General features: G+C 68.6%; 22 protein-coding genes. 11 read left to right on the top strand and 11 right to left on the bottom strand.

All coding sequences use genetic code 11. The features are described 5' to 3' along the window. Nucleotides 1-63: 63 nt before the first annotated feature. On the bottom strand, nucleotides 64-1,122 hold the full coding sequence (locus GGR73_RS17065) for a CDP-glycerol glycerophosphotransferase family protein (protein ID WP_184458066.1): 1,059 nt from the start codon (nucleotides 1,120-1,122) through the stop codon (nucleotides 64-66). Between GGR73_RS17065 and GGR73_RS17060 the strand changes: the two genes are divergently transcribed. Further along, nucleotides 1,123-1,947 carry a glycosyltransferase family 2 protein gene (locus GGR73_RS17060; protein ID WP_024938520.1) on the top strand — a complete coding sequence of 275 codons (825 nt, stop codon included), beginning with the start codon at nucleotides 1,123-1,125 and terminating at the stop codon, nucleotides 1,945-1,947. A 122-nt stretch (nucleotides 1,948-2,069) separates the two neighbouring features. Here GGR73_RS17060 and GGR73_RS17055 read toward each other — a convergent pair whose 3' ends face one another. The 5 genes from GGR73_RS17055 to def form a co-directional block, all read right to left on the bottom strand. Beyond that, nucleotides 2,070-3,347, bottom strand: coding sequence for an O-antigen ligase family protein (locus GGR73_RS17055; RefSeq protein WP_154832768.1), 1,278 nt, complete (start codon nucleotides 3,345-3,347; stop codon nucleotides 2,070-2,072). A 153-nt stretch (nucleotides 3,348-3,500) separates the two neighbouring features. After that, nucleotides 3,501-5,222 carry an ArnT family glycosyltransferase gene (locus GGR73_RS17050; protein WP_184458064.1) on the bottom strand — a complete coding sequence of 574 codons (1,722 nt, stop codon included), beginning with the start codon at nucleotides 5,220-5,222 and terminating at the stop codon, nucleotides 3,501-3,503. 48 nt (nucleotides 5,223-5,270) lie between these two features. Then, nucleotides 5,271-6,581: a 16S rRNA (cytosine(967)-C(5))-methyltransferase RsmB gene (gene rsmB, locus GGR73_RS17045; RefSeq protein ID WP_184458061.1), complete on the bottom strand. Its 1,311-nt coding sequence runs from the start codon at nucleotides 6,579-6,581 to the stop codon at nucleotides 5,271-5,273. Beyond that, nucleotides 6,581-7,504, bottom strand: a complete 924-nt coding sequence (gene fmt / locus GGR73_RS17040; RefSeq protein ID WP_184458059.1) for a methionyl-tRNA formyltransferase — start codon at nucleotides 7,502-7,504, stop codon at nucleotides 6,581-6,583. The genes rsmB and fmt overlap by 1 nt, the downstream gene beginning before the upstream one ends. 307 nt (nucleotides 7,505-7,811) lie before the next feature. Further along, a complete protein-coding gene (gene def, locus GGR73_RS17035) occupies nucleotides 7,812-8,324 on the bottom strand; it encodes a peptide deformylase (RefSeq protein ID WP_024938525.1) in 513 nt (170 codons plus the stop codon). A 131-nt stretch (nucleotides 8,325-8,455) separates the two neighbouring features. Here def and GGR73_RS17030 point away from each other — a divergent pair, with 131 nt between their 5' ends. The 9 genes from GGR73_RS17030 (at nucleotide 8,456) to GGR73_RS16990 (ending at nucleotide 18,162) form a co-directional block, all read left to right on the top strand. Further along, entirely contained in the window at nucleotides 8,456-9,592 is a 1,137-nt protein-coding gene (locus GGR73_RS17030) for a LysM peptidoglycan-binding domain-containing protein (protein WP_184458056.1), read from the top strand. A gap of 71 nt (nucleotides 9,593-9,663) precedes the next feature. Beyond that, complete coding sequence (gene dprA, locus GGR73_RS17025; RefSeq protein ID WP_024938527.1) at nucleotides 9,664-10,800, top strand: DNA-processing protein DprA; 1,137 nt, start codon at nucleotides 9,664-9,666, stop codon at nucleotides 10,798-10,800. A gap of 43 nt (nucleotides 10,801-10,843) precedes the next feature. Then, complete coding sequence (locus tag GGR73_RS17020; protein ID WP_003484452.1) at nucleotides 10,844-11,317, top strand: DUF494 family protein; 474 nt, start codon at nucleotides 10,844-10,846, stop codon at nucleotides 11,315-11,317. 37 nt (nucleotides 11,318-11,354) lie between these two features. After that, on the top strand, nucleotides 11,355-12,089 hold the full coding sequence (locus GGR73_RS17015; RefSeq protein WP_184458054.1) for a pilin: 735 nt from the start codon (nucleotides 11,355-11,357) through the stop codon (nucleotides 12,087-12,089). A gap of 27 nt (nucleotides 12,090-12,116) precedes the next feature. Beyond that, a complete protein-coding gene (locus GGR73_RS17010) occupies nucleotides 12,117-13,349 on the top strand; it encodes an RDD family protein (protein ID WP_184458052.1) in 1,233 nt (410 codons plus the stop codon). A gap of 182 nt (nucleotides 13,350-13,531) precedes the next feature. Further along, nucleotides 13,532-16,030 (top strand): DNA topoisomerase I, encoded by a 2,499-nt coding sequence (locus GGR73_RS17005; protein WP_184458050.1) that lies wholly within the window; start codon nucleotides 13,532-13,534, stop codon nucleotides 16,028-16,030. A 9-nt stretch (nucleotides 16,031-16,039) separates the two neighbouring features. Beyond that, a complete protein-coding gene (locus GGR73_RS17000) occupies nucleotides 16,040-16,603 on the top strand; it encodes a Sua5/YciO/YrdC/YwlC family protein (protein WP_039515356.1) in 564 nt (187 codons plus the stop codon). Nucleotides 16,604-16,693: 90 nt separating this feature from the next. Then, complete coding sequence (locus GGR73_RS16995; RefSeq protein ID WP_184458048.1) at nucleotides 16,694-17,485, top strand: DUF4124 domain-containing protein; 792 nt, start codon at nucleotides 16,694-16,696, stop codon at nucleotides 17,483-17,485. After that, entirely contained in the window at nucleotides 17,482-18,162 is a 681-nt protein-coding gene (locus GGR73_RS16990) for a DUF4124 domain-containing protein (RefSeq protein WP_184458046.1), read from the top strand. The genes GGR73_RS16995 and GGR73_RS16990 overlap by 4 nt, the downstream gene beginning before the upstream one ends. Nucleotides 18,163-18,430: 268 nt before the next feature. Here GGR73_RS16990 and GGR73_RS16985 read toward each other — a convergent pair whose 3' ends face one another. Then, on the bottom strand, nucleotides 18,431-19,207 hold the full coding sequence (locus tag GGR73_RS16985; protein ID WP_184458044.1) for an SDR family oxidoreductase: 777 nt from the start codon (nucleotides 19,205-19,207) through the stop codon (nucleotides 18,431-18,433). A gap of 106 nt (nucleotides 19,208-19,313) precedes the next feature. Between GGR73_RS16985 and GGR73_RS16980 the strand changes: the two genes are divergently transcribed. Then, nucleotides 19,314-19,529, top strand: coding sequence for a hypothetical protein (locus GGR73_RS16980; RefSeq protein ID WP_016903674.1), 216 nt, complete (start codon nucleotides 19,314-19,316; stop codon nucleotides 19,527-19,529). 277 nt (nucleotides 19,530-19,806) lie between these two features. Here the strand turns inward: GGR73_RS16980 and sppA are convergent, their stop codons facing one another. The 4 genes from sppA to GGR73_RS16960 form a co-directional block, all read right to left on the bottom strand. Continuing rightward, nucleotides 19,807-21,708 (bottom strand): signal peptide peptidase SppA, encoded by a 1,902-nt coding sequence (sppA, locus tag GGR73_RS16975; RefSeq protein ID WP_184458042.1) that lies wholly within the window; start codon nucleotides 21,706-21,708, stop codon nucleotides 19,807-19,809. 84 nt (nucleotides 21,709-21,792) lie between these two features. Continuing rightward, nucleotides 21,793-23,169: an MATE family efflux transporter gene (locus GGR73_RS16970; RefSeq protein ID WP_054591083.1), complete on the bottom strand. Its 1,377-nt coding sequence runs from the start codon at nucleotides 23,167-23,169 to the stop codon at nucleotides 21,793-21,795. Nucleotides 23,170-23,533: 364 nt separating this feature from the next. Beyond that, on the bottom strand, nucleotides 23,534-24,136 hold the full coding sequence (locus tag GGR73_RS16965) for a DUF3106 domain-containing protein (protein WP_184458040.1): 603 nt from the start codon (nucleotides 24,134-24,136) through the stop codon (nucleotides 23,534-23,536). After that, nucleotides 24,123-25,157, bottom strand: a complete 1,035-nt coding sequence (locus GGR73_RS16960; RefSeq protein WP_054591081.1) for a hypothetical protein — start codon at nucleotides 25,155-25,157, stop codon at nucleotides 24,123-24,125. Before GGR73_RS16960 ends, GGR73_RS16965 begins: the two co-directional genes overlap by 14 nt. Nucleotides 25,158-25,204: the final 47 nt, after the last annotated feature.

The raw sequence follows: 25,204 nt of genomic DNA, 5'->3' as shown, positions 1-25,204 counted from the left end.
GGGAATCGGGATTGGGTGAAGTGCTGATTGGCAGCGGTCTCGTCGATGCGCAACTCGCAGTGATCAGCGTTGTGCCGGGCCCCAGTATCCGAGTTCGCGGCGGATCTGCAGGCCTCGCCACACTGCGCCCAGCGGCTTGCGCCGCAGTGGGCCGAGCTTGCCGGCGATGAAATCCTCGGTCGCTGCGATCACCCGCTCCGACGACTGCCCGTCGCGGTACGGGTGGATCGCGTCGGCATAACGGGCGAGCGCATCGCGCAGCGACGCATCCGGCGCCAGCGCGCGCGCCAGCTGCTGTGGCAATTGCCCGGGCTGCTGGAAGTCCAGCATATGCGGCTGCGGCACGCGGTTGCGGAAGGTCACCACCGGTTTGTGCTGCACCACGAACTCGGACACGATCGACGAGGTATCCGACACCAGCACATCGGCCGCACGCTGCGCGGCCATCACTTCTTCGGGTTCGACAAAACGGGCATGCGGCCCGGCCAGCGCGCGATAGCGATCGAACAGCTCCGGCGCGCACTTTGGATGCAGCGTCAGCAGCCAGTAATGCGTACCGCGCGCGATATCGGCGGCGATCTCGTCGTAGAGCGCGGGCGCAGCGCTCAAGCGCTCGGTAAACGTGGAACCGAACAGGATCACCGGCCGCCCGCTGGCGGGCGCACGCAGTGCAGCGCTGCGACCGCCATCGTCGCGGAACACCGGGTCGAGCTTGGGCCAGCCGGTTTCGACCACGGCAAAATGCCCTTCGCGCTCGGCGAGTGCGCGAAACGGCGCCGTGGTGGCCGGGCCTTGCGTGCAATACAGATCGAACAGCCCGCGCACGCGGAAGTGCCCGCGGTTGTCTTCGCGTTTCTGCACATTGAACCCATGGAATAGCTGCACCTTGGTGCCCGCAATGAACGGCGGCACCCAGTTGGCCGCGCTGAACACCGCACGCGGGCGCAACGCCAGCGCCTCGCGCAGGCCGACCTCGCGCACCTCCGGCAACACCAGCCCGCGCGCACCGCCCTCGAACCACGCCGACACGGCGTGCCCGCGGGCCTGTAATGCCTGCGCCAATGGCGCCAGAATAGGCAACGCGTAACGTTCCGTTGCGAACAGCAGGTATTGAGCCATCACATGTCCTCTTCGACCGCACCCGACGAACGGCCGCGCATCAGCGCCTGCATTATCGCGTTCAACGAGGCCGATCGCCTACGCGACTGCCTGCGCTCGCTGGCGTTCTGCGACGAGATCGTGGTGGTGGACTCCGGCTCCACCGACGCCACCGTGACGCTGGCCACCGCACACGGCGCACGCGTCCTGCAGCGCGCCTTCGATGGCTACCGCAGCCAGAAGGCGTTCTGCGTTGCGCAGGCCAGCCACGACTGGGTGCTGTGCCTGGATGCCGACGAACGCGTCAGCGATGCCTTGCGGGCGTCGATCGTTGCCGCGCGCGATGGCGGCTTTGCCAATGCCGCAGGCTATCGCTTCGCACGGCTGTCGGATTATTTCGGCCGGTTCCTGCGCCATGGCAATGCCTATCCGGATCGGGTGCTGCGCTTGTTCGATCGACGCCGCGGCGGCTGGCGCGGCAAGCGCGAGATCCACGAGGCGGCCAGTGTCGACGGTGCAGTGGTGACCCTGGCCGGCGATCTGATCCACTACCCGTACCGCTCACTGGCGCAGCAACTGGCCAAGACCCAGCGCTACGCGCAGATGATGGCCGAACACGACCACGCCCGCGGCAAACGCGCGACCTGGAGCAAGCTGGTGCTGGCGCCGGCCTGGCGCTTCTGGCGCGGCTACCTGCTGCGCGGCGGGTTTCGCGATGGCTGGCACGGGTTGATCTATGCCTACGTGCGCGCCAACTACGTGCGCCAGAAGACCATCATGCTGTGGCTGCTGCAGCACAACCAGCCGGTGCAGGACCCGCCGCGTGCGGACGAGCGGCGCGGCGACTGAGAGCGGTCAGCAACACGACTGCGCTCGCCGCTACGTCGGCGCAAGACGCGCTCGAAGCCGGCAGTCCACCACGTCAATTCCGGTGACGAGCGAATAACCCACCGCCACCGCAAGCCCGCTTGCTAGACCTTGTCGGCCGCTCGAGCCGGGAACTCCTGCGCCTGACGCGCTGCCAGCCCGACCAGCACACCGACCATCGCCGTATAGAAGCTGGCCGACACCTGGTGTGCAAACATCGACTGGGTCAGTCCGCACAGCGCATAGCTCACCACGATCATCACCCCGGCCGCGGCCGGTCCGCGGAACTGGCGCTGGCCGCTGCGGCGATGCAGCCGCACGAAGACCCATAACGGCACCCCGTAGACCGCAAACAGCAGCAACAGGCCCGGCACGCCCTGGGTGGCGCCCCACTCGGCCAGATCGTTGTGCGCATGGCCCAGATGGCAGCGCAGCAGCCAGGTGTCGCCGGCGCACACCGGCAGCTCGCGCATCGCATCGTCGAAGCGCCCGACGCCGATGCCGGTGAGCGGATGCGCGCGCAAGGTGTCCCAGGCCACATGCAGGCGCTCGATCCGGGCACCGGCGGACGAGTCGCTGTCGCCGACCTCGTAGCGCTGCAGGTCGCTCTGCAACTCGCCCAGGCGCATCTGCTGGGTCAACGCCGGCACGCTGAGCACCACGCCCACCGCCAGCACCGCACTGCCGACGAAGGTCAGCAAGCGCATGCGTGCGCTCTGCCAGGGCGCGCCCCAGATCAGCACGCCCAAGGTCACCAGCAGCGACAACCACACCCCGCGGCTGCCGCTGAGCACGATCACCACCACCGTGGCGATGGCCGCGCCCACCAGCCAGCGCACCTTGCCAGGCGGGCGGCAGAACACCGCCACTACCAGCAACATCAGCGCGATATCGGCAAATACAATCGCATTGGTCCAGCCTTCCGCGCGGTCGGCACCGTTCATCACCTGCAGCATGGCGATCAACATTGCCGCGAACACGCCGGCCAGCGCGCCACGCCATAGCCAGACCTGGCGCGGCCGCAGTGCGTACGCCCACACCGCCGCCCACGGCAGCACCAGAAAGCGCGAGCGGTTGTCGACATCGCGCAGCCCGTGCTCGAACAGCACGATCGACAACAGCGACATCGCGATCACCGCCGCGGCCAACCACCCCAGCGCACGCAGCGACCAGGGGCGCATGGCAACGCCTGCGCGCAGGCTGCGCCACCCCACCAGCGAGCCAAGCAACAGGCACAGCCCGAAGGGCAGCAACCCGCTCGGCATGCTGACCACCAAGGCGGTCAACGCGAACACGCCCAGTTCGGCAATGCCCACACCTGCAGGTGATGCGATGGGGGCCGACGAGGAAAGCGCAGCGGGCTGGGTGGGCAAGGAATTCATTCAGACATCGGTGGCAAGTGGGGGTGACATCGGGCAACACGCGTCAGCGACGCCGGCCAAGCTAACGATGCCCCGCATGAATCCATGCTAGACAGCGGCCGGCGACGGCATTGACGGGCCGCCGATCGCGGCAGACACCTGCGCTGCGCCGGCTCATTCGGTGTCCAGGTTGCCCTGCTCCTGCGCTTCCACTGCCCGCTGCTCGGAACTCGCCACGCAGCTGCCGTGCACGGCATCGGCCGGCACCAGCCACCAGCGACGGCGGTTGGCCACCCCCACCATCTGGCTGCGGCTGCGGTCCACGCAGGCCAGCAGCGCGGTCTCCTGCGCCATCAGCCAACGTCGATCGGGACGCTCTGCCTGCCAGGCCACCGCGCGCTGCAGCTGTTGTTCCCACGGCACCTTGAAGCCGAAGGTCTGCGCGGGGCGGTCGGCCATCAGCAGGTTCTGCTCTTTCCAGGCCACCAGCCCAAGCTGCGCGTCCGGGCCGATCCGGCGCCCGGCCTCGCGCATCACCGCGCCCGCCGAACTGGAGTCATTGAAGATCGGATAGCAGACCAGGCCGAACGCCACCCACCACGCGCCCAGCAGCGATGCTGCGGCAAGCGCGGAACGACGCACCCGCAGCAGCAACAGGCTGGCCACGCCCCATAGACCGACTGCCAGCAGCAGCCAGCCGAGCGGGTCGGTGGTCTCGCTGCCGACCCCGCGGCTGTCCATGATCTTCTGCTCGAAGCCCGGGTGCCCGATCAGCATCGCCGCGCCGCCGGCAGCGAAGGCCACCGTCAGCAGCAGCACGAATCCGAACAGCAGCCGCTGCACCCCGGCGCGACGCAGCAGGCCTGCCGCCAGCGGCGCCAGCGCCAGGCAGAACATCGGCAGCGCCGGCAGGATGTACACATCGCGCTTGCCGCTGGGAATGGTGAAGAACACCAGCACCAGCAGCCACCAGGCCAGCGGCAACAGATAGCGCGCATCGCGTCGCTTGAGCCGGCGCCACCAGGCCGGGATCGCCCAGGGCAGCACCAGGATGGTCGGCAGCCACATCGTGGCCATGCCCTTGAAGTGGTACCAGACCGGCTGCGCGTGATCCCAGGAATTGGCATAGCGCTTGGCGGTCTGGCGCAGCAGGATGTCGTTGAGATAGACGCGGTACTCGGGCTGGCCGGCAGTCAGCGCGGTCACCATCATCGGCACGAACCACAGCAGGATCGCGACGAAGAAGAACAGCGGCCCCAGCCAGAAGCGCCGATCGCGCACATGCACGCGCACGCCCGGCCAGCCGCGCGCCGCCGCAATGCCGGCCGGGATCAGCATCAGCAGGGCGATGATGCCAACCCCCTTGGTGATCACACCCAGCCCGGCGGCAAACCAGCCCAGCGTCCACCAGCGCCAGGCCGGCCCCAGCAGCAGATGGCGCAGCAACCCGTAATTGGCCAGGGTGATCCAGAACACCACCAGCGGATCGATCTGCGCCTTCTTGGCCTGGAAGGTGAAGTGCAGCGTGAACAACAGCATCCACGCCGCATACGCGCCCACGCGCCGGGTCCACAGGCGCCGCCCCAGGTCGTACACGCAGGCCAGCGTGCCCAGCGCCGCCAGCAGCGACGGCAGCAGGAACGCCACCCGCCAGTTGCCCAGCAGCGTGTAGAACAGCGCCTGCAGCCACATCAGCATCGGCGGCTTGTCCGAGTACAGCTCGTTGCCGCGATGCGGGAACAGCCAGTCGCCGCTCATCACCATCTGCTTGGCGACCAGTGCAAACCGCGGCTCGTCCGACGGCCAGGGGTCGCGCAGTCCCAGGCCGGCACCGATCACCAGAACGGCGGTGATGGCCAGCAGCCAGAAATCCTTGGAAGCACGAGTCTTGAGCATGACGGGCGGCAGTGGATGCACAGGTGGAGCGCCGGGATCGGCGCGCGGTTAGGACGCTTTTAGCAAAAGCGCGTAGAAAAAACCGTCGCAGTGCTGCTCGCCGGGAAAACGCTGGCGTCCGGCACCTGCCGCATGACCGAATTGCGCACCCAGCGGCTGCGGCTGCGCATCGGCAGTGCGTTGCAGGAATGCCTGCACCTGCGCCTGGTTCTCGCGCGCCAGCAGGGAACAGGTGGTGTAGAGCAGCTGCCCGCCCGGCCGCAGCGTGCGCCAGGTGGCGTCGAGCAGACGCGCCTGCAACGCACACAAGGCGTCGATATCGTCGGCACGACGATGCAGCAGCACGTCGGGCTGACGGCGCACCACGCCGGTGGCCGAACACGGCGCATCCAGCAGCACCGCATCGAACGGCTGGCCGTCCCACCATGCGGCGGTATCGGCTGCGTCAGCGGTGTGCAAGGTCACCTGCGCGCCCGGCACGGTGCGCTGCAAGGTCTGCTGCACCCGCTCCAGCCGGCGCGCATCCACATCCAGCGCGGTGAGCTGCAGGCCAGGATGACGTTCCAGCAGATGCGCGGCCTTGCCGCCGGGCGCCGCGCAGGCATCGAGCACGCGTGCCGACGGCGCCAGCGCCAGCGCATCGGCAACCTGCTGGGCAGAGCCGTCCTGCACCGAGACATCGCCGTCGGCAAAGCCCGGCAACTGGCTCACCGGCACCGCCCCGTGCAGACGCACCGCATCCGGCAACAGCGCCTCCGTGTCCGCGCCGATGCCCTGCGCGGCCAGCCGTTGGACATAACCGGCCGGGTCGATCCGCGCGCGCTGCACGCGTAGCCACATCGGCGCCATCTGCGCGCTGGCCACGAAGATGCGTTCGGCCTGCTCGTCCCAATCGGCGCGTAGTTGCTTGCGCAGCCAGGACGGCCAGCCCGCATCGGCGGACACCGCCGGAAACCCCTCGCGCTGGGCGCGCCGCAGGATCGCGTTGACCATGCCGGCCTGCCGCGGCCGGCCCAGCGCGCGGCACGCGTCCACGGTGGCCGACAAGGCCGCATGCGCGGGCAGCTGCAGCACGTCGAGCTGGGCGAAGCCGGCCATCAGCAGCGCTTTCAGTTCCGCGTCGCGCGGCGGCAACGGGCGTTCCAGCCACTGCCGCAATGCCACGTCATAGGCCGGGCGGCGGCGCAGCACCGCAAAGCAGATCGCCTCCACCAGCGCGCGGTCGCGTGGATCATCAAGACCGGGCAAGGTCGCGGCCAGTTCGGCCTTGAGCGAGCGGCCCTGGTCGAACACCGCCGTCAGCACCCGTGCCGCGGCCAGACGCGAGCCGACGCCGGCGGTTGCGGTCTCTGCCGACATCAGCGCAGCGCCGGCAGGTCGCGGCGCGCGTTGAGGTAGTCGGCAGCGGTGATCGCCTTGCCGCCCTCGCGCTGCAGCACGCGCACCCGCAGCGCGCCCTGCCCGCAGGCGATGTCGATGCCCTGCTTGCTGGCGGCGAGCAGGGTGCCCGGCGCCTGCTGATGGGCCAGCTCCAGCGCCACTGCACCATGCAGGCGCAAGCGCTCGCCGGCCAGGAGCGCCTCGGCCACCGGCCATGGATTGAACGCGCGTACCCGCCGTGCCAGCTCCTGCGCCGGCTGGGTCCAGTCCAGCCGCGCCTGCGTCTTGTCCAGCTTGTGCGCATAGGTCACGCCCTCGGCCGGCTGCGGCTGCGCCACCGGGCGGATGCCGGCACGCAGCAGGCCCAGGCCATCGGCCAGCACCTGCGCGCCCAGCGCGGCCAGGCGATCGTGCAGCTGCCCGCCGGTTTCCTGCTCGCCGATGGCCAGCCGCTGCGACAGCAGCACCGGGCCGGTATCCAGCCCGGCTTCCATCTGCATCAGGCAGACGCCGGTTTCGGTATCGCCGGCCTCGATCGCGCGCTGGATCGGCGCCGCGCCACGCCAGCGCGGCAGCAACGAGGCATGCACGTTCCAGCAGCCATGGGTCGGCGCGGCCAGCACTGCCTTGGGCAGGATCAGGCCGTAGGCCACCACCACCATCAGATCGGCATTGAGCGCGCGTAGCGTGGCCAGCGCCTCCGGCGAGCGCAGCGTTTGCGGCTGGAAGACCGGGATGCCACGCGCAATCGCCTCCAGCTTGACCGGCGACGGCGTCAACCCGCGGCCACGGCCGGCCGGCCGATCCGGCTGGGTGTAGACCGCCACCACTTCATGCCGCTGCGCGGCTGCGCGCAACGAGGCGACGGCAAAATCCGGCGTACCGGCGAATACGATTCTCATAGGGTGGGGATTCGGGAGTGGGGATTTGGGAGTGGCAGTAGCGGCGGCGGGAAAGCGGGGATTCGGGCATCGGGATTCGCAGCAGGGGCTTGGGCAACAGCGCAATGGCTGGCCAATCCCATATCCCAGGTCTCGACGTGTCGCCCCATCCGTGTACGCGGAGCGCGCGCAGCGACGGCCTGCGCCATCGCTTCAATCACGCGCGATAGCGCCGCGCCCGGCGATTGGGATGGGGACCAACGGATCCGGCAAGCAGCCAGAAAACCCGCTTCACCAATCCCCAATCCCGACTCCCCAATCCCTGCCCTCAGGCCACATGCTTACGCTGCTTGGCCAGTTTCTTGCGCACCATTTCGCGCTTGAGCGGCGACAGGTAATCGACGAACAACTTGCCGTCGAGATGGTCCATCTCGTGCTGGATGCACACCGCCAGCAGGCCGTCGGTGCTCAGTTCCTGCGCCTTGCCCTGGCGGTCGAGATAGCGCACGGTGATCGCATCGGCGCGGGCGACGTCGGCATAGATGCCCGGTACCGACAGGCAACCTTCCTGGTAGACCTGCTCGCCCTGCCTGCTCACGATCTCCGGGTTGATGAACACCTGCGGGAGCGTCTTCTCCTCGCTGACGTCGATCACCATGAAACGCTTGTGCACGTCCACCTGACTGGCGGCCAGGCCGATGCCGGGCGCCTCGTACATGGTCTGGAACATGTCGTCGAGCAAGGTCTGGAATGCCGGGCTGGTGAGCTCGGCAGCGTCGACCGGCACGGCCTTGGTGCGCAGCCGCGGATCGGGGAATTCGAGAATAGGGAGCAAAGCCATGGGATTACCCGTCTGGGAACACCGGCGCTGCGCCGGCAAGACGCTGTCATTCTAGCGCAATGCTTGCGTGACGCCCCGGTTTCTGGACTATAGTGCGCAGACCTGTTGGGGAATCAGGCAAGAAGGCACTCATGTTGAACCGACTTCGTACGGTCGTCGCTGCGGCGATGCTGACCGTCGCGACCTACGCTGCCGCGCAAGCGGTGGGCGAGCATCCAGAGACTTACGTGGTCCGCAAGGGCGATACCCTGTGGGACATCGCTGGACGTTTCCTGCAAAAACCCTGGTTGTGGCCGGAAATCTGGCAGGCCAACCCGCAGATCCAGAATCCGCACCTGATCTATCCCGGTGACGTGATCAGCCTGGCCTACCTGGATCGCGTCGCCAAGGGCACCGTCCAGCCCGGTCCGCGCCAGGAAGCGCCGATCAATGCGATTCCGCTGGCCGATGTCGAGCCGTTCCTGAAGAACCTGCGCGTCACCGACGACTTCGACCAGCTGCCGTATGTGGTGGGCCTGGAAGGCGGCCGCGCGCGCGCCACCACCGGCCAGGTGGCCTATGTGGTCGGCCTGGACGATGCACAGCCGGGCCAGCGTTTTGCGGTGGTGCGCCCGACGGTGAAGTTCAGCCTGCCCAAGCACAACGAAGACCTCGATGCGGCCGGCAACATCACCGCAGGCGCCGGCAACATCTGGAAGAACTACATCGCGCCGAGCACGCGCCGCGAGTTCCTCGGCTACGAACTGGCGCAGGTCAACGTCGGCACCATCACGCGCAGCGCGGCGGGCGGCAACTCCAAGGCGGCCACCCTGCTGCTGCAGGACAGCGGCCGCGAAGTACGCGCCGGCGATCGCATCGTCGCCGTCGAGGCGCAGCCCTACGACCTGCAGTTCATCCCGCATCCGCCGTCGGAACAGGCCCTGCAGACCGAATTGCGGGTACTGGCCATCTCCGATGCCTTCACCGTCGGCGGCACCCGCGACGTGATCGCCATCTCCGGCGGTGCCCGCGAAGGCATCAACAACGGCACGGTGTTCTCGATCTGGCGCAAGGGCCGCACGGTCAGCGACCGCGTCAAGCACTCGCGCTTCTCGCGGACCGACGACGACTTCAGCGGCCCGGCCGGCTCCGCCGTCGGCCTGCCCGACGAATACGCCTCGCACGCGATGGTGTTCCGTACCTTCGACAAGGTCAGCTATGCGCTGGTGATGGAAAGCGTCAAACCGACCGGCCTGGGCTACTTCGTCAAGCATCCCGACGCGCAGTAAGCGAAAATTCCGATGCGGTAATACGACGGCGCCTGAGGGCGCCGTCGGCGTTTGCGGTTCAGGCTGGACGTATGGCCCTCCCCACTTCCGACCTGCGCGCACTCCTGACCCTGCTCCTGGCGGGCGGCCGCAGCCCGCCGCGCCATGCGCTGCTGGACTGCTTCGCCAGCCCGGCCGAGCTACTGGCGGCCGGGCCCGAGGCCTGGCTTGCCGCCGGCTGCGACGAGTTGCAGGCGGCACGGCTGCAGACCCCCGATGCGCGCGCGCTGGACGCTGCCCTGCAGTGGTGCGAGCAGCCCGGCCATCACCTGATCGGCCTGAACGATCCCGACTACCCCGCCCTGCTGCGCCACATCGTCAATCCGCCGCTGGCCCTGTTCGTGGACGGCGACCCGAACGCGCTCTGGCACCCGGGCGTGGCCGTGGTCGGCAGCCGCTCCGCCACCGCCGGCGGCCGCGACCACACCCGCGCGTTCGCCTCCGGCCTGGCCGGCGCCGGGTTGGCCATCGTCAGCGGCATGGCCGCCGGCGTGGACGCGATCGCGCACGAGGCCGCGCTTGGCCGTGCCGGGGCCATCACCGTGGCGGTGGTGGGCACCGGCGCGGATGTGGCCTACCCGGCAAATCACCACTCCCTGCGCGATCGCATCGCCGCGCGTGGCGCGGTGGTCAGCGAATACCTGCCCGGCACCGGGCCGGTTGCGGGGCACTTCCCGGCCCGCAACCGGATCATCGCCGGGCTGGCCCTGGGCACCCTGGTGGTGGAAGCGGCCATGCGCTCGGGCGCGCTGATTACCGCGCGGCTGGCGGCGGAGGCCGGGCGCGAGGTGTTCGCCCTGCCCGGCTCGCTGCACAATCCGCTCGCGCGTGGCTGCCATCACCTGATCCGGCAGGGCGCCACCCTGGCCCAGGAGCCGGCCCAGGTCATCGACGGCCTGCGCCTGCTGTCGGGCGAACTGGCAAGCGCCTTGCGCCAGCGCCTGGCCGCCCCCACTGATCAGGCCAGGACACCGCCGCAAGCCGGCCCGGCGCGACCGGATCCGGACTACCAGCGCTTGTGGCAGGCGCTGGGCCATGACCCAACCCCTATGGATTCCCTGGTCGAACGCACCGGATTGACGGCCGCCGCGCTGTCCTCCATGCTGCTCATCATGGAACTGGAGGGAGACGTGGTCACCGAGCACGGTCGCTATACCCGCAATCCCTAGTTTCTTCACCTCCACAGCGTCGCGCGACGCAGGCCGAGGGGCAATGAAAGAGAGCATTCTTGATGTACTGCTGTACCTGTTCGAACATTATTTCAGCGAAGATGCGGACCTGGTCCGCGACCGTGACTCGCTTCAGAATGGCCTGATCCAGGCCGGTTTCAGCCCCGCAGAAATCAGCAAAGCCTTCGATTGGCTGGACGCGCTCTCCGAGCAGCGGCCCAGCGTGGCGCGCCCGCATGTCGATGGACCGGTACGCATCTACCACGGCCCGGAGCTGGACAAGCTCGATGTGGACTGCCGTGGATTCCTGCTGTTCCTGGAGCAACACCGCATCCTCGACGCCGACCAGCGCGAGCTGGTGCTGGATCGCGCCATGGCGCTGGACCAGGACGAACTGGACCTGGACGACCTCAAATGGGTGGTCTTGATGGTGTTGTTCAACCAGCCGGGTGCCGAAGCGGCCTACGCCTGGATGGAAACGCAGATGTTCCTGGACGAGCCTGAACCCGTACACTGAGGCGGAAGCCGCAACGGACGCGTGCGAGGGGACGGCAATGAGTAGTTGGTATTACGCCGAGGGCAACCGCCACCGGCGTGGCCCGGTGGCCGGCGAGGCCTTGCTGGCGCTGTATCGCGAGCACGCGATTGCACTGGACACCCTGGTCTGGCGCGAAGGATTTGCCCGATGGGTGCCGCTGTCTGCATGCGCCGACGAGCTCGGGCCACCGATTTCCACCGATCTGCGCGCCGCAGCGCTGCCGCCGCCGCTGCCGTCGGTTCCGCCAGCGGCTGTTCACAACGCAGCCGCCAGTGCACCCTCTTCGTCAGCACATCGCCTGCCTGGCAACGGGCCGGGGTGGCCGCTGGCGTTGGTGCTGGGCGCGGTGGTGGGCATGTTCGTGCTGGTGGCGATGATCGGCATCCTGGCGGCGATCGCGCCGCCGGCGTACCAGGACTACACCACGCGTACCAAGGTCGCCCAGGCGATCGCGGCGCTGACGCCCCTGAAGCCGCAGATCGCCGAATTTCTCGCGCAGCAAGGCCGTTGCCCGGTCAACGGCGACGCCGGCTTTCTCGCGCCCGAGCAGTATGCAAACGATGTCCTGAGCAGCGTGCGGATCGGCCGTTTCGACACCACCAACTGCGGAGTCGAGGCGCTGCTGCATGCGCCGAAAATGACCAAAATTGACGGCAAGGCGCTGTGGCTGGATTTCGACGCGGACGCCGGCAGCTGGCAGTGCAGCTCCGAGATCGACGACAACCAACTTCCGCCGGACTGCCGCGGCTAGTCAATCGCTCTACGCAAGGGGACTTCAATGACGCAGTGGTATTACGCCGACGCACAACGCGAGCGCCAGGGGCCGGTGGACACGGACACGCTTCGCGCGCGCCTGTCGGAAGGCCTGATCGATGCATCCAGCCTGGTCTGGCGCGAAGGCTTTCCGCAGTGGGTGGCACTTGGCGAGGTCATGGCCGAGCTGGGGATCGACACCGCCGTTCCAGCGCCCGCCGCGCCGAGCGTCGGAGATGTGCCGGTGAACGTTGCGCACAGTGAGCCGCAGGCGACGGTTCACCCGACCAGCGTCGCGGTGGATCACACGCCTGCCGCAGATGCGCCGTTTGCCGGCCCGGCGGCAGACGCTGCGCTCGGGCGGTCCGACTCCGGCCTTGCCGATCACCCTGCCGTAGCCGACCACCTGCAGCGTCCGCCGAGCGGACAGGCTGCGCTGACAGATCCAGCGGCGTGGCCCATCACGCCGGCAGGCCCTGCGGCAACCCCGGCGGCACCGAGCCCGCTCCTGACCGACACCTCCCACGCGCCTGCAACACCCGCGCATGCCGTGTCGCAACCACCGGCCGGCGCGCCGCTTCCAAGCGCCTGGGATTCCGTCGCCGCGCCCGCGGCAAGCGTCGCATTGCACGATGCCCCGGTCGTCTACGCCGGCCTGTGGCGGCGCGTGGCCGCCAGCATCCTGGACAGCCTGATCACCAGCTTTGCGGTGTACCTGATCGTGATCCCGCTGGTGTTCGTCGTGGCGTTGGCGACCAGCCGGGGTGATTCCGGCTCGGCGCTGGACGACGGCAGCGCGCTCAGCATCGCCATCCTGGTGATGTCCTACGGCATCGGCCTGGCGATCCCGACGCTGTATTTCGCCTGGATGCAGTCCAGCCGGCACCAGGCCAGCCTGGGCAAGCTCGCCTGCGGCATCAAGCTGGTGCGCGCCGACAGCAACGGCGGCCGGGTCGGTTTCTGGCGCAATGTGCTGCGCTACTTGGCCTACATGCTGATCAGCGTGCTCACCCTGGGCATCGGCGTGGTCGTGGCCGCGTTCATGGCCGGCATGACCGCGCGCAAGCAGGCTCCGCACGACAAGGTCTGCGACACCCTGGTGGTGGACCGCTGGGCGTTTACGGATCACCCGGAGCGCCAATCCAGGGGTCTGGACACGGTCACCATCGTGGTGCTGGCCATTTATGCGGTGCTGCTGGTGATCTCGGTGGTGGTGGTGGGCTTCATGCTGGCCGCCATCGGAATGAGCCAGAGCTAGCAGTTGGCGGCCCTGGCCGCTTGACACGGCGGCGTCCGCCGTGATCTTTCTAATAAGAGAACTGAACGCCCGGGCTCGTTTCCCGGGCGTTGACCTGTGGGAAACGGTCGATCTGCTTCCCTCCACCGGCCAATTAGGCCACGCTACCCGCCCCCCGGGCCCTGCCCAAAGAATTCGCCACCATGCCCAAGCACCTGCTCATCGTCGAATCGCCTGCCAAGGCCAAGACGATCAATAAATACCTCGGCAAGGACTTCACCGTCCTGGCCTCGTATGGGCACGTGCGCGATCTCGTCCCCAAGGAAGGCGCGGTCGATCCGGACAACGGCTTCGCAATGCGCTACGACCTGATCGAAAAGAACGAGAAGCATGTCGAAGCCATTGCACGCGCGGCCAAGAGCGCCGACGACATCTATCTGGCGACCGACCCGGACCGCGAGGGCGAGGCGATCAGCTGGCACATCGCCGAGATCCTGAAAGAGCGCGGGCTGCTCAAGGACAAGACGATGCAGCGGGTGGTGTTCACCGAGATCACCCCGCGTGCGATCAAGGAAGCCATGCTCAAGCCGCGCGCGATCGCGGCCGATCTGGTCGATGCGCAGCAGGCCCGTCGCGCGCTCGACTATCTGGTCGGCTTCAACCTGTCGCCGGTGCTGTGGCGCAAGGTGCAGCGTGGGCTGTCGGCTGGCCGGGTGCAGTCGCCGGCGCTGCGCATGATCGTCGAGCGCGAGGAAGAGATCGAAGCCTTCATCGCGCGCGAGTACTGGTCCATCGATGCGCATTGCCGGCATCCGTCGCAGCCGTTCAATGCGCGCCTGATCAAGCTGGACGGGCAGAAGTTCGAGCAGTTCACCGTCACCGACGGCGACACCGCCGAAGCGGCGCGGCTGCGCATCCAGCAGGCCGCGCAAGGCGTGCTGCATGTCACCGATGTGGCCAGCAAGGAGCGCAAGCGTCGCCCTGCCCCGCCGTTCACCACCTCCACGCTGCAGCAGGAAGCCTCGCGCAAGCTCGGCTTCACCACCCGCAAGACCATGCAGGTGGCGCAGAAGCTGTACGAAGGCGTGGCGCTGGGCGACGAAGGCTCGGTCGGTCTGATCAGCTATATGCGTACCGACTCGGTGAACCTGTCGCAGGACGCGCTGTCGGAAATCCGCGATGTGATCGCGCGCGATTTCGGCACCGCCTCGTTGCCGGACCAGCCTAACGCCTACACCACCAAATCCAAGAACGCGCAGGAAGCGCATGAGGCGGTGCGCCCGACCTCGGCGCTGCGCACCCCGGCGCAGGTGGCGCGCTTCCTGTCCGACGACGAGCGTCGCCTGTACGAGTTGATCTGGCGCCGCGCCGTGGCCTGCCAGATGATCCCGGCCACGCTCAACACCGTCAGCGTCGATCTGTCGGCCGGCAGCGAGCACGTGTTCCGCGCCAGCGGCACCACCGTGGTGGTGCCCGGCTTCCTGGCGGTCTACGAGGAAGGCAAGGACACCAAGAGCAGCGAGGACGAGGACGAAGGCCGCAAGCTGCCGCTGATGAAGGCCGGCGACAACATCCCGCTGGACCGCATCGTCACCGACCAGCATTTCACCCAGCCGCCGCCGCGCTTCACCGAAGCGGCGTTGGTCAAGGCACTGGAGGAATACGGCATCGGCCGGCCGTCCACCTACGCCTCGATCATCCAGACCCTGCAGTTCCGCAAGTACGTGGAAATGGAAGGCCGCAGCTTCCGTCCCACCGACGTGGGCCGCGCCGTGTCCAAGTTCCTGTCCGGGCATTTCACCCGTTACGTGGATTACGACTTCACCGCCAAGCTCGAAGACGACCTGGATGCGGTCTCGCGTGGCGAGGAAGAGTGGATCCCGCTGATGGAGAAGTTCTGGGGCCCGTTCAAGGAACTGGTCGAGGACAAGAAGGATTCGCTGGACAAGACCGACGCCGGCAGCGTGCGCGTGCTGGGCGCCGACCCGGTCAGCGGCAAGGAAGTCAGCGCGCGCATCGGCCGGTTCGGCCCGATGGTGCAGATCGGCACCGTCGAAGACGAGGAAAAGCCCACCTTCGCCTCGCTGCGGCCAGGCCAGAGCATTTACTCGATCTCCATCGAAGACGCGCTGGAGCTGTTCAAGATGCCGCGCGCACTGGGCCAGGACAAGGACCAGGACGTCAGCGTCGGCATCGGCCGGTTCGGCCCGTTCGCGCGCCGCGGCAGCGTCTATGCGTCGCTGAAGAAGGAAGACGACCCGTACACCATCGATCTGGCGCGCGCGGTGTTCCTGATCGAGGAGAAGGAAGAAATCGCGCGCAACCGCGTGATCAAGGACTTCGAGGGCAGCGACATCCAGGTGCTCAACGGCCGCTTCGGCCCGTACATCAGCGATGGCAAGCTCAATGGCAAGATCCCCAAGGATCGCGAGCCGGCGTCGCTGACGTTCGAGGAAGTGCAGCAGCTGCTGGCCGACACCGGCAAGCCAGTGCGCAAGGGCTTCGGCGCCAAGAAGGCCACGCTCAAGAAGAACGCGGTGAAGGATTCGGCCAAGGAAGCCAAGGACGCCGCAGCCAAGAAGACCGCGGTAAAGAAGACCGCCACCAAGACCGCGGCGAAGAAGGCGCCGGCCAAGAAGGCCGCTGCCAAGAAGGCCAGCAAGCGCGTGGTCAAGAAGACCGCGAGCAAGGCCGCAAGCTAAGGCCGCCGCATGCAGCACACGCTCAGCCTGGACAGCGCCGTCGCCACCCTGACCCGGGGCGGCGTGATCGCCTATCCCACCGAAGCGGTGTGGGGGCTGGGCTGCGACCCGCGCCAGCAGGCCGCCGTGCTGCGACTGCTGGAGATCAAACGCCGCCCGGTCGACAAGGGCGTGATCGTGGTAGCCGCCAGCGTGGATGTGCTGCACGACTGGGTGGATCTGGACGCGCTGGCGCCGGCCCGCAAGCAGGAGGTGCTGGCCAGCTGGCCAGGCCCGCATACCTGGATCCTGCCGATCACCGCCCAGGCGCCGCGCTGGGTCACCGGCGCGCATGACGGGCTGGCGGTGCGCATCAGCGCGCACCCGCTGGTCGCCGCGCTCTGTGCGGCCTGGGGCGGCCCGTTGGTGTCCACCAGCGCCAACCTGGCCGGCGAACCGCCCGCGCGCAGCCGACAGGCGCTGGACCCGGCCCTGCTGGCCAGCATCGACGGGGTGACGGATGGCGAGGTGGGCGCATTGGCGCAACCGACCCAGATCCGCGACGCCCGCAGCGGACAGATCCTGCGCGACTGAGCAGCCGCCACGCGCCGCCTGTCGGCGCGCTTGGCCATGAACACCGCCTGCCCCTTTGCCCACAGCCGGGTAGACGCGCACACTGCGGCCATGCGTACCGTCCTGACCCTTCTGTTGCTGGCCACCGCGCTGCCTGCGTCGGCGGCCAGTACCGCCAGCAAACCGGATCCGAATGTGCGGATCTACCGCTGCGTCAGCAGCACCGGCACCGTCGCCTTGCAGGATGCGCCATGCAGCAGCGGCCGCCAGCAGGTGCTGGACCTGCAGCGTCCGCAGGATCCGCCGCCGCGGCCGCAGCGCGCCGTTGCCGCCCCGGCCGCCGTCGCGACGCAGCCACCGCGCGAGGTGCGCATCATCACCGTGCAGCCGCCGCAGCCGATGTACGAGTGCACCACCGAAGACGGCAACCGCTATACCAGCGACAGCCCGGAAGGCAATCCGCGCTGGGTGCCGACCTGGGGCCCGGCCTATGTGGGCAACGGCATTGCCCCGCCGGTCAGCGGCGGCGGCATCCAGCGCCCGCCGATTTCGGTCCGCCCACGCCCGGCGATGTCGGTGCAGGGAAGCGCCGGTCGCGGTGGAAGCCTGCGCGGCAGCGCAAGCTTCGGCGGCGGCGGTTATCAAGGCGGTTATCAGGGCGGCTACAACGGCGGCGGCTACGGCGGCGGCTACGGCGGCACGGTGATCGTGCCGTACGGCAACGTGCAGATCCGCGACGAATGCCATGCCCTGCCCGAACAGGAAGTCTGCGCGCGCCTGGCCGACCGTCGCTGGGAACTGATCCGCCGCTACAACAATGCCCTGCAGAGCGAGCGCCAGGATCTCAGCCGCGAACAGCGCGGTATCGACGCGCGCCTGCAGCGCGATTGCGGCGGCGCATGAGGCGCTGGCCGTGGGCGGTATTGCTGGCGTGTGCCTCGGTGGCCGGCGCACAGGAAGTGGCGATCTACCGGTGCACCGACTCCAGCGGCGCGCTTACCGTGCAGAACATGCCCTGCCCGAAAGGCATGCAGCAGCAGAAGAAACTGATGACGGCACCGGCCGCGGTACCGTTGACGGCGGATGGATTAGGCGCAGCATCGCCTGCGCGTAGCACGCCCGCTGCGCAGCCCCCCACCAGGCCGAAGACCGATGTCCCTGCCGCCGCACCCGCTGCGGCCCCGGCACCGGTGGCTGCGATGCCACCTGCCTCGACCTCGACCTCGACCTCGACCTCCACGCTGCCACCGCCGCCCTTGTTCGAATGCACCGCGCACGACAACGGGCGCTATTTCACCGAAGACCGCGAGCCGGCCACGCGCTGCCTGCCGATGCAGACCACCAACCTGGCGGGCGGGCCGGCAACCGGTGGCGGCAGCGCCTGCGAAGTGGTCACCGACCGCTGCGCACCGGTGCCGGACCAGAGCCTGTGCGAGGCCTGGCGCCAGCGTGCCGAGCAGGCCGAATCGACCTGGCGCTTCTCCGACGAGGCGCAAGCGGCCGAGCGCAAGCAGCGCTATTTGCAGATGCGCCGGGTGCTGGACGAAAGCCGCTGCGCGAATCCGTCCGCCACGCCATGACGCTGCAGCCGGCGTGGCAGCGCATGCCAGCCAGTGTGCCGGTGCAGTGCTTGCCGGGCTGATTCTTTCGAGCCACTGCAACCGTTAGCGATCACCGGATGACCTGCGCGGTGCAGCGAGCCGCATGCGAGCAAGCCCACCGCACTGTCGCCTGCAGACGCGGCGGACGAACACTGCAGGCGCAGGCGCAGCGACGGGTCGGCGCCTGCCTGCGCAGCTTCCGATGCCATGCGCAGGCACTGTCCGCGCGACCACGCACGCAGGCGTGTCAGAACCCGTAGCGCAGGAAGCCGCCATCCACCGCGATGCATTCGCCGGTGATGTAACTGGCGGCCGGCAGGCACAGGAAACCGACGGCGGCGGCCACTTCTTCCGGTTCGCCGATGCGGCGCATCGGGGTGCGCTCGATGACCTGCTCGTAGTAATCCGGATCCGACAACGGCCCGGAAGTGCGACGGGTGCGGATGTACCACGGCGCCACCGCGTTGACGCGGATGCCGTCCTCGGCCCATTCCACCGCCAGGTTGCGGGTCATCTGCTGCAACGCGGCCTTGGTCATGCCGTACGGCGCGCCACTGCGCACATGGGTGATGCCGGAGACGCTGCCGACGTTGACGATTGCCGATGCCGCGTGGCGGGTCAGCAACGGGTGCGCATAACGCGACAACTCGAAAGCGGCGAACACATTGGTTTCGAAGATGCCGCGCCACTGGTCTTCGGTGTAATCGATCGCCGCGCGGGTGATGTTGCCGCCGGCATTGTTGATCAGCAGGTGCAGGCCATCGGCATGGTCTTCCACCCAATCCAGAATCGCGCGCCGCTCTTCGTCGTCGGCCACATCGGCGGCCAGCCCATGCAGCTCGCGCTCGGGAAATTCCTCGGCCAACTCGTCGCGCGCCTGCGCCAGCGCATCGGCATCGCGCGCCACCATCAGCAGGTCCGCGCCGAAGGCCAGCAATTCGCGCGCGATGGCAAAGCCAATGCCGGCGCTGGCGCCGGTGATGAGCGCGGTCTGTCCATCCAGCCGCCAACGGAGGGTTGTCACGTGGGTCATCCTCTTTCAAGACGCAGGAAACGGCCGCAGCAGCGCGCTTGACGCATGCCTGGGGCCCGGGCGTTAGGATACCGCCACCCCGAGCGAGGTCACGACGATGAAACGGCATTGGATTCTTGCGATCAGCCTGACGTTGCTGCTGGGCGCCTGTCAGCGGCCGCAACCTGCGCCCACCGAGCAGAAGCCCGAGCCGCAGGCCACCGCCCTGCGCGACCACATCCAGGAACCGTTGAACAAGGCGCACGCAGTGCAGGCGGCAAGCGATCAGGCCGCAGATGATCAACGCAAGGCGATCGATGCGGCCACGCAGTAACCGAAGCCTGCTGGCTGAAGCACGCGCGTTTTTTGTCGACCCAGCAACTGCGCGTGCGCGCCTGCGATTGAGCGCAAGGCGATCACTGCATCTGCGCGCACGGCAAACACGCGTGAGGTCGCTCGACCGATGGCTGATTGCCTGTGACCGCGGCGCCGTGCGTCCTGCCATTTTTGCGCTGTTGGCGCGCCCGCATTGCTGCATCGCCTGAGCGCAGATACAACAACGCCGGCACAGGGCCGGCGTTGTCGATCCATCACGTTGTGAACCTGCCGCGTCAGAAGCCGCAGAAGCAGTACGCCAGCGACTTGACCGGGGTACCGCCCGCCTTGCTGTCGTGCACGGCGTCTTCGACGAAACGCAACTGCGTGTCCACTTCCGGCAGCGAGCGCGCCAGCAGTGCGCGCGCCATGCCCGAATCGCCCAGCATCCAGGCGCCCATGCGGCTGCCGGCAAATCCGCTCATGAACTGCGAGAACGGCGTCGCCGGCTTTTCCACGTAGCGCACGCGGAACTTGCCGCGGCTCAACTTGGCGCGGTCGGCCGCATCGGCCACCGCTTCGGACATGCCGCCGAACGCGTCCACCAGGCCATGCTGCCTGGCCTGCGCACCGCTCCACACGCGGCCGCGTGCGACCTTGTCGATGGCGTCCACCGACTGATGCCGCGCCTGCGCCACCTTGCCGGTGAAGTCGGCGTAGCCCTTGTTGATCACCGCCTGGATCACCTGGCCGGCGGCCGGGTCCAGCGGACGGGTGATGTCGAAGGCACCGGCAAAGCGCGTGGTGCCCACGCCATCGGTGTGCACGCCGATCTTGTCCAGCGCGCGGGTCAGGTTGGGCACCATGCCGAAGATGCCGATCGAGCCACTGATGGTCGACGGGTCGGCATAGATGCGATCGGCGTTCATGCTGATCCAGTAACCGCCCGAGGCGGCCAGATCGCCCATCGACACCACCACCGGCTTGCCGGCCTGCTTGAGCGCGACCACCTCGCGACGGATCTGCTCGGAGGCGAACACTTCGCCGCCGGGCGAATCCACACGCAGCACCACCGCCTTGACCTCGTCGTCGTCGCGCGCCTGGCGCAGCAACGCAGCGGTGGACTCGCCACCGATGCGGCCGGCCGGCTGCTCGCCACCACTGATCTCGCCAGCGGCCACCACCACGGCCACCTGCGGACGGCTGTCCATCGGCGAACGCTGCGCCTGCAACTGGCTCAGATAATCGTTGAAACCGATGTTGCGAAAGCCGCTGTCGGCGTCGCTGTCGGCCACGCCGCGCTTGGTCAGCAGCGCATCGACGTCCTCGCGGGTCTTGAGCCCGTCGACCAGCTTCTGCTGCAGCGCGAACTTGGCCAGATCGCCACCGGCGGCGGCCACGCCCTCGGGCAGCGTGTCGATGCCGGCGGTCAGCTGCGCCGGGCTCAGCTTGCGCGCCTTGCCGACATCGGTCAGGTAGCGCTGCCACACGTCGTTCATCCAGAACAGGTCCGCTTCCTTGGCGTCGGCCGAAGCGGCATCGAGAATGTACGGCTCGGCGGCGGACTTGTACTCGCCCACGCGGAACAGATGCACGTCCACGCCGAGCTTGTCCTGCAGGCCCTCGCGGAAATACTGGCGATAACGGCCAAGCCCTTCCAGCAGCACGCTGCCCATCGGGTCGAGATAGACCTCGTTGGCCTGTGCGGCCAGCAGGTACTGGCCCTGGCTCATGCTCTCGCTGAAGGCGACGATCTGCTTGCCAGAGGCGCGCAGCTTCTGCAACGCCGCGGCCACTTCGCGCTGCGAGGCGAAACCGGCGGGCTGAAACTTGTCCAGGTTCAACACCACCCGCTCGATCTTGCGATCCTTGCCGGCCGCCTCGATCACCCGCACCAGGTCGCGCAGCTGCACTTCCTCGGCGCTCTTGTCACCGACCGCCTTGGCCAGCGACCGGCTCACCGGGTCGGCGCTGAACTGCTCGACCAGCGTGCCTTCGGGGTTGATCACCAGGGTGGTGCGCTCGGCCAGCGGCTTGCTGCCGTCGCCACGCGCGATCGCCACCACAAACAGCAGCAGCACCAGGAACAGGAAGCCGAAGAACACCAGGTTGAAGATCAGGCGCCGGGTGAAATTCATCACATCCCACAGGCCGACGAAGAAACTGGCGATGGGACTGCGACGCACGGGGTGGTTCATGGAAAACTCCGTCAAAAGACGCTGCATACAATTCAATGGTGTCCAGCATACCGGCTGCGCGGCGCGCGCGGCATGCGCTGGAAGTCAGGGGGCCGTGCCGGCAGTCAGCCGCCGGCTGGTCTGCCGGAAGCGCAAGCCCATCAGGACCGACGCCACGGTCAGACCCAGAATCAGGCCGATCCACATGCCTTGCGGCCCCCAGCCCAGCCCCAGGCCGAGCCCGGCGCCGATCGGCATGCCGACACCCCAGTACGAGAACATCGCCAGGAACATCGGCACACGGGTGTCCTTGAGCCCACGCAGCGCGCCGCTGGAAAGCACCTGGATGCCGTCAGGGAACTGGAACGTGGCGGCAAACAGCAGCAGCACCGAGGCCAGCGCGGCCACCGCCACATCGTCGGTATAGACGCTCACGATGGCATCGTGGCCCAGCAACAGCACGCTGGCCGACAGCGCCTGGGTGCCCAGCACGATGGCGTAACCGGCCCAGGCCGCGCGCCGCATGCCGAGCGGATCGCCGCGCCCGACCGCATGCCCGACCCGCACGGTGGTCGCCTCGGCCACGCCCATCGGAATCATGAAACACAGCTGCGCGACGTTGATCGCAATCTGGTGCGCGGCCGCTTCGGTGGAGCCGAGCCGGCCGATCAGCAAGGCGGTGACGATGAACAGGCCGCCCTCCATCAGCACGGTGATGCCGATCGGCAGACCGGTGCGCAACAGATCGCCGATCGCACGCCAGCGCGGGCCTTCGAAATGGGCAAACAACTGCAGGTGCGCGAAGCGGCGCGAGCGCCACAGATACAGCGCAAACACGCTGGCCTGCACCCACATGGTGACCGCCGAGGCCATGCCCAGGCCCTGCGCACCGTGCTCGGCAAAGCCGAACTTGCCATAGGTCAGCGCATAACCCAGCGGCGCCAGCACCAGCAGGCCGCCAAAGCCCAGCAGCATAGTCGGCAGGGTCCAGTGCATGCCCTCGCTGAGATAGCGCATGCAGAAGTAGAACGTCAGCGCCGGCCCGCCCCAGCGCACCGCGTGCAGGAAGTCGGTCGCGCCCGGCACGATGTCCGGCGCAATCCCGAAGGTGGGCAACAGCGGCGGCACCGCACTGAGGAACGCGAACATCACCGCGCCCAGCCCCAGCGACAGCCACAGGGCCTGGCGGAACAGCGGGCCGATCTCGCGCTCGCGGCCGGCGCCGCGCAGCTGCGAGACCGAGGCGGTCAACGAGATCAGCGTGCCGATCGGCACCAGCATCGGCAGCCACAGCAGCGAGGTGCCGATGGTGACCGCCGCCAGCGTGGCGGTGCCGTGGTGACCGGCGATGACGTTATCGACAAATCCGATCAGGCCGGTGGAGACGTGACCGAGTACCAGCGGCAATGCGAGCAGGCCGGTGGTGCGCACTTCCGCGCCGAAACGCGGCGTCGCGGAGGTGGGTACAGGAGAGACAGACATGACAACCGATCGCTGCGCGGACTACGGCCGTGCCGGGAGGCGCTGGCACCGGGTCGCGTGGGGCCGCTATCTTACCCGCACTTGCGACACGGGCAGCGGCTATCGGCGGCAAGGCGTAAGGAGGGAGATGCTCGGCGGCGAGCGGCCGGCGTGGCTGGTTACCGGAACGGGATGCCTGGGCTTCAGCGCAGTCCGTGTCCTTCGTGACGCCCGCCGCTTCGCGCACGCATCGTCGAAGGCGGCAGACCTGCATGCTCTCGGCTCGGTGTTCGGCCCCGCTGCCCGGCATCGGGGAGGACACCGAGCACGTAGGCAGACGACGCCAGCGCAGGGGGCTGCAGCGGCGCAGTCCCGCCGCTGCCAATCAGCGCGCCAGCTGGCGCTTCAACCAGGCGCTACGCGTTGCCGGCGCCTGCGCAAGCAGGGCATCGCGCAAGCCATCGCGCTCCTGCGGCGGCGTGCGTTGTGCCAGCATCGCCAGCTGTTCCAGCTGCCCGGCGTCCAGGCTGCGCAACGCCGCCAGCAGCGTATCGCGCTGCGCTGGCGGCACGTAGCCGATCAGGGGCTGCAACTGCGGATAGAACGCACCCAGCTGCGAGCCCAGGCGCCAGCCATCGCGATGCAGGCGATCCATTGCGGTGAACTGCGTGCGCAGCGCGCGCTGCTGGTCGTCGGGCAAGCCATGCAGACGCTCGCGTGCCTGCCGCAATACCACCCGGTCGGTGGCGGTGAGCCCTTTCCAGGCCGCATAACGGGCGCGCAGCTCGGCCCGCTGGGCCGGCGTCAATGCGTCCCAGCGCGCGCGCTGCTGCGCGGCGCTTGGGATTGCGGCGGTGGCGGCTGCGGGCGTCGGCACGCCGGCAGGCGCAGTCGCGTTGCCTTCCTCCAGCGGCGCCGGCAGGGTCTGCGCAGCGGCCATGCCGACAACCGCCAGCGCCAGCAGGCCGCACCACTTAATTGTCGTCATCGACGGTCTCCAGGGTGGCGGCAGGCTGGTCGGCGGCGGTGGCATGCGCGCCGGATTCGTCGGCCGGCACCGGATGGCCGGCCGCATACCAGGCGTAGAAATCGGCCGAACGCGCCAGTTCCAGGTCCGGGTCGGCCAGCATCGCCTGGTCGCGCGGATCCAGGCCGGGGTTTGCCACCGCCTCCGGCAAGTCGGCGGCGGGAAGGTCTTCCACCAGCACCGGCGCGGCATCGGTGACGTGCAGCACGCCGGCCGGGGCCTGCGAGACCGGCTCGGGCGGCAGGGCCGGGCGGCGATGCGTCCACCACCAGCCCAGCGCCGCAAGCAGCAGCGCCAACGCCAGCACGGCCAGCACGAGACCGGCGTGGCGGCGGTCGATCCGCGGCCACTGCCACTGGCGTGCAGGACGGCGGCGCGGCGCGGCCGGGCGGCGCGCTTCGGCGGCGGCCGCAGGCGCGGCCGCGACAGGCTGCAGCGGCATGCCGGCCAGGGCCGACTCGCGGAGCTGTGCCAGCCGGCTGACCTGCGCCGGGCTGAGCTCGCGCAACTCCTGCTGCGCCGCCTCGGCCAGTGCCCGCCAGGCCTGCGCATCCGGGTTGCCGGCCGCATCGCGCGGGCAGGCACGGGCCAGCGACTGCCGATAGGCCGCCACCTCGATGCCTTGCACCTCGCTGGCAGGCTCTTCTTCCAGCCCGGCCACGATACGCAGCAGCAGCGCCAGCCGGTCGCTGGTCTGCATCCGCCCCAGTGCGGTGAACGGCGGCAGCCAGGTCCCCGGCATGGGCTCGCGCCGCAGCGGCGGTGCCGTTGCCAGCAGGCTCCAGAAGCGCATCGGCCAGCCGGCCATCGGGCGACCCGCCGCCTGGCTGCTGAATGCACGCAACGCCGCCGCCAAGGCCCGCTCGGCCGCCGCGCCATCGCCGCATTGCAGTTGTGCGAGCACCAGACCCCGGCGTTCGACACCGCGCAGGAAAGCAGACAGCGCGGCAGGGGTGACGGGGGCGTCGGGGACTACGGTCATGGGAACTCCAGCATCGGCCGGCATGATACCGACGCAATCGGCCCCCG

This window comes from Xanthomonas sp. F14 (assembly GCF_014199865.1).
This window is presented reverse-complemented; position numbering and strand designations above follow the sequence as displayed.

Bases quoted from the DNA above. Each gene is read 5' to 3' on its own strand.
- GGR73_RS17060 (WP_024938520.1), top strand. From the start codon at position 1,123: ATGTCCTCTTCGACCGCACCCGACGAACGGCCGCGCATCAGCGCCTGC.
- GGR73_RS17055 (WP_154832768.1), bottom strand. From the start codon at position 3,347: ATGAATTCCTTGCCCACCCAGCCCGCTGCGCTTTCCTCGTCGGCCCCC.
- GGR73_RS17050 (WP_184458064.1), bottom strand. From the start codon at position 5,222: ATGCTCAAGACTCGTGCTTCCAAGGATTTCTGGCTGCTGGCCATCACC.
- rsmB (WP_184458061.1), bottom strand. From the start codon at position 6,581: ATGTCGGCAGAGACCGCAACCGCCGGCGTCGGCTCGCGTCTGGCCGCG.
- fmt (WP_184458059.1), bottom strand. From the start codon at position 7,504: ATGAGAATCGTATTCGCCGGTACGCCGGATTTTGCCGTCGCCTCGTTG.
- def (WP_024938525.1), bottom strand. From the start codon at position 8,324: ATGGCTTTGCTCCCTATTCTCGAATTCCCCGATCCGCGGCTGCGCACC.
- GGR73_RS17030 (WP_184458056.1), top strand. From the start codon at position 8,456: ATGTTGAACCGACTTCGTACGGTCGTCGCTGCGGCGATGCTGACCGTC.
- dprA (WP_024938527.1), top strand. From the start codon at position 9,664: ATGGCCCTCCCCACTTCCGACCTGCGCGCACTCCTGACCCTGCTCCTG.
- GGR73_RS17020 (WP_003484452.1), top strand. From the start codon at position 10,844: ATGAAAGAGAGCATTCTTGATGTACTGCTGTACCTGTTCGAACATTAT.
- GGR73_RS17015 (WP_184458054.1), top strand. From the start codon at position 11,355: ATGAGTAGTTGGTATTACGCCGAGGGCAACCGCCACCGGCGTGGCCCG.
- GGR73_RS17010 (WP_184458052.1), top strand. From the start codon at position 12,117: ATGACGCAGTGGTATTACGCCGACGCACAACGCGAGCGCCAGGGGCCG.
- GGR73_RS17005 (WP_184458050.1), top strand. From the start codon at position 13,532: ATGCCCAAGCACCTGCTCATCGTCGAATCGCCTGCCAAGGCCAAGACG.
- GGR73_RS17000 (WP_039515356.1), top strand. From the start codon at position 16,040: ATGCAGCACACGCTCAGCCTGGACAGCGCCGTCGCCACCCTGACCCGG.
- GGR73_RS16995 (WP_184458048.1), top strand. From the start codon at position 16,694: ATGCGTACCGTCCTGACCCTTCTGTTGCTGGCCACCGCGCTGCCTGCG.
- GGR73_RS16990 (WP_184458046.1), top strand. From the start codon at position 17,482: ATGAGGCGCTGGCCGTGGGCGGTATTGCTGGCGTGTGCCTCGGTGGCC.
- GGR73_RS16980 (WP_016903674.1), top strand. From the start codon at position 19,314: ATGAAACGGCATTGGATTCTTGCGATCAGCCTGACGTTGCTGCTGGGC.
- sppA (WP_184458042.1), bottom strand. From the start codon at position 21,708: ATGAACCACCCCGTGCGTCGCAGTCCCATCGCCAGTTTCTTCGTCGGC.
- GGR73_RS16970 (WP_054591083.1), bottom strand. From the start codon at position 23,169: ATGTCTGTCTCTCCTGTACCCACCTCCGCGACGCCGCGTTTCGGCGCG.
- GGR73_RS16965 (WP_184458040.1), bottom strand. From the start codon at position 24,136: ATGACGACAATTAAGTGGTGCGGCCTGCTGGCGCTGGCGGTTGTCGGC.
- GGR73_RS16960 (WP_054591081.1), bottom strand. From the start codon at position 25,157: ATGACCGTAGTCCCCGACGCCCCCGTCACCCCTGCCGCGCTGTCTGCT.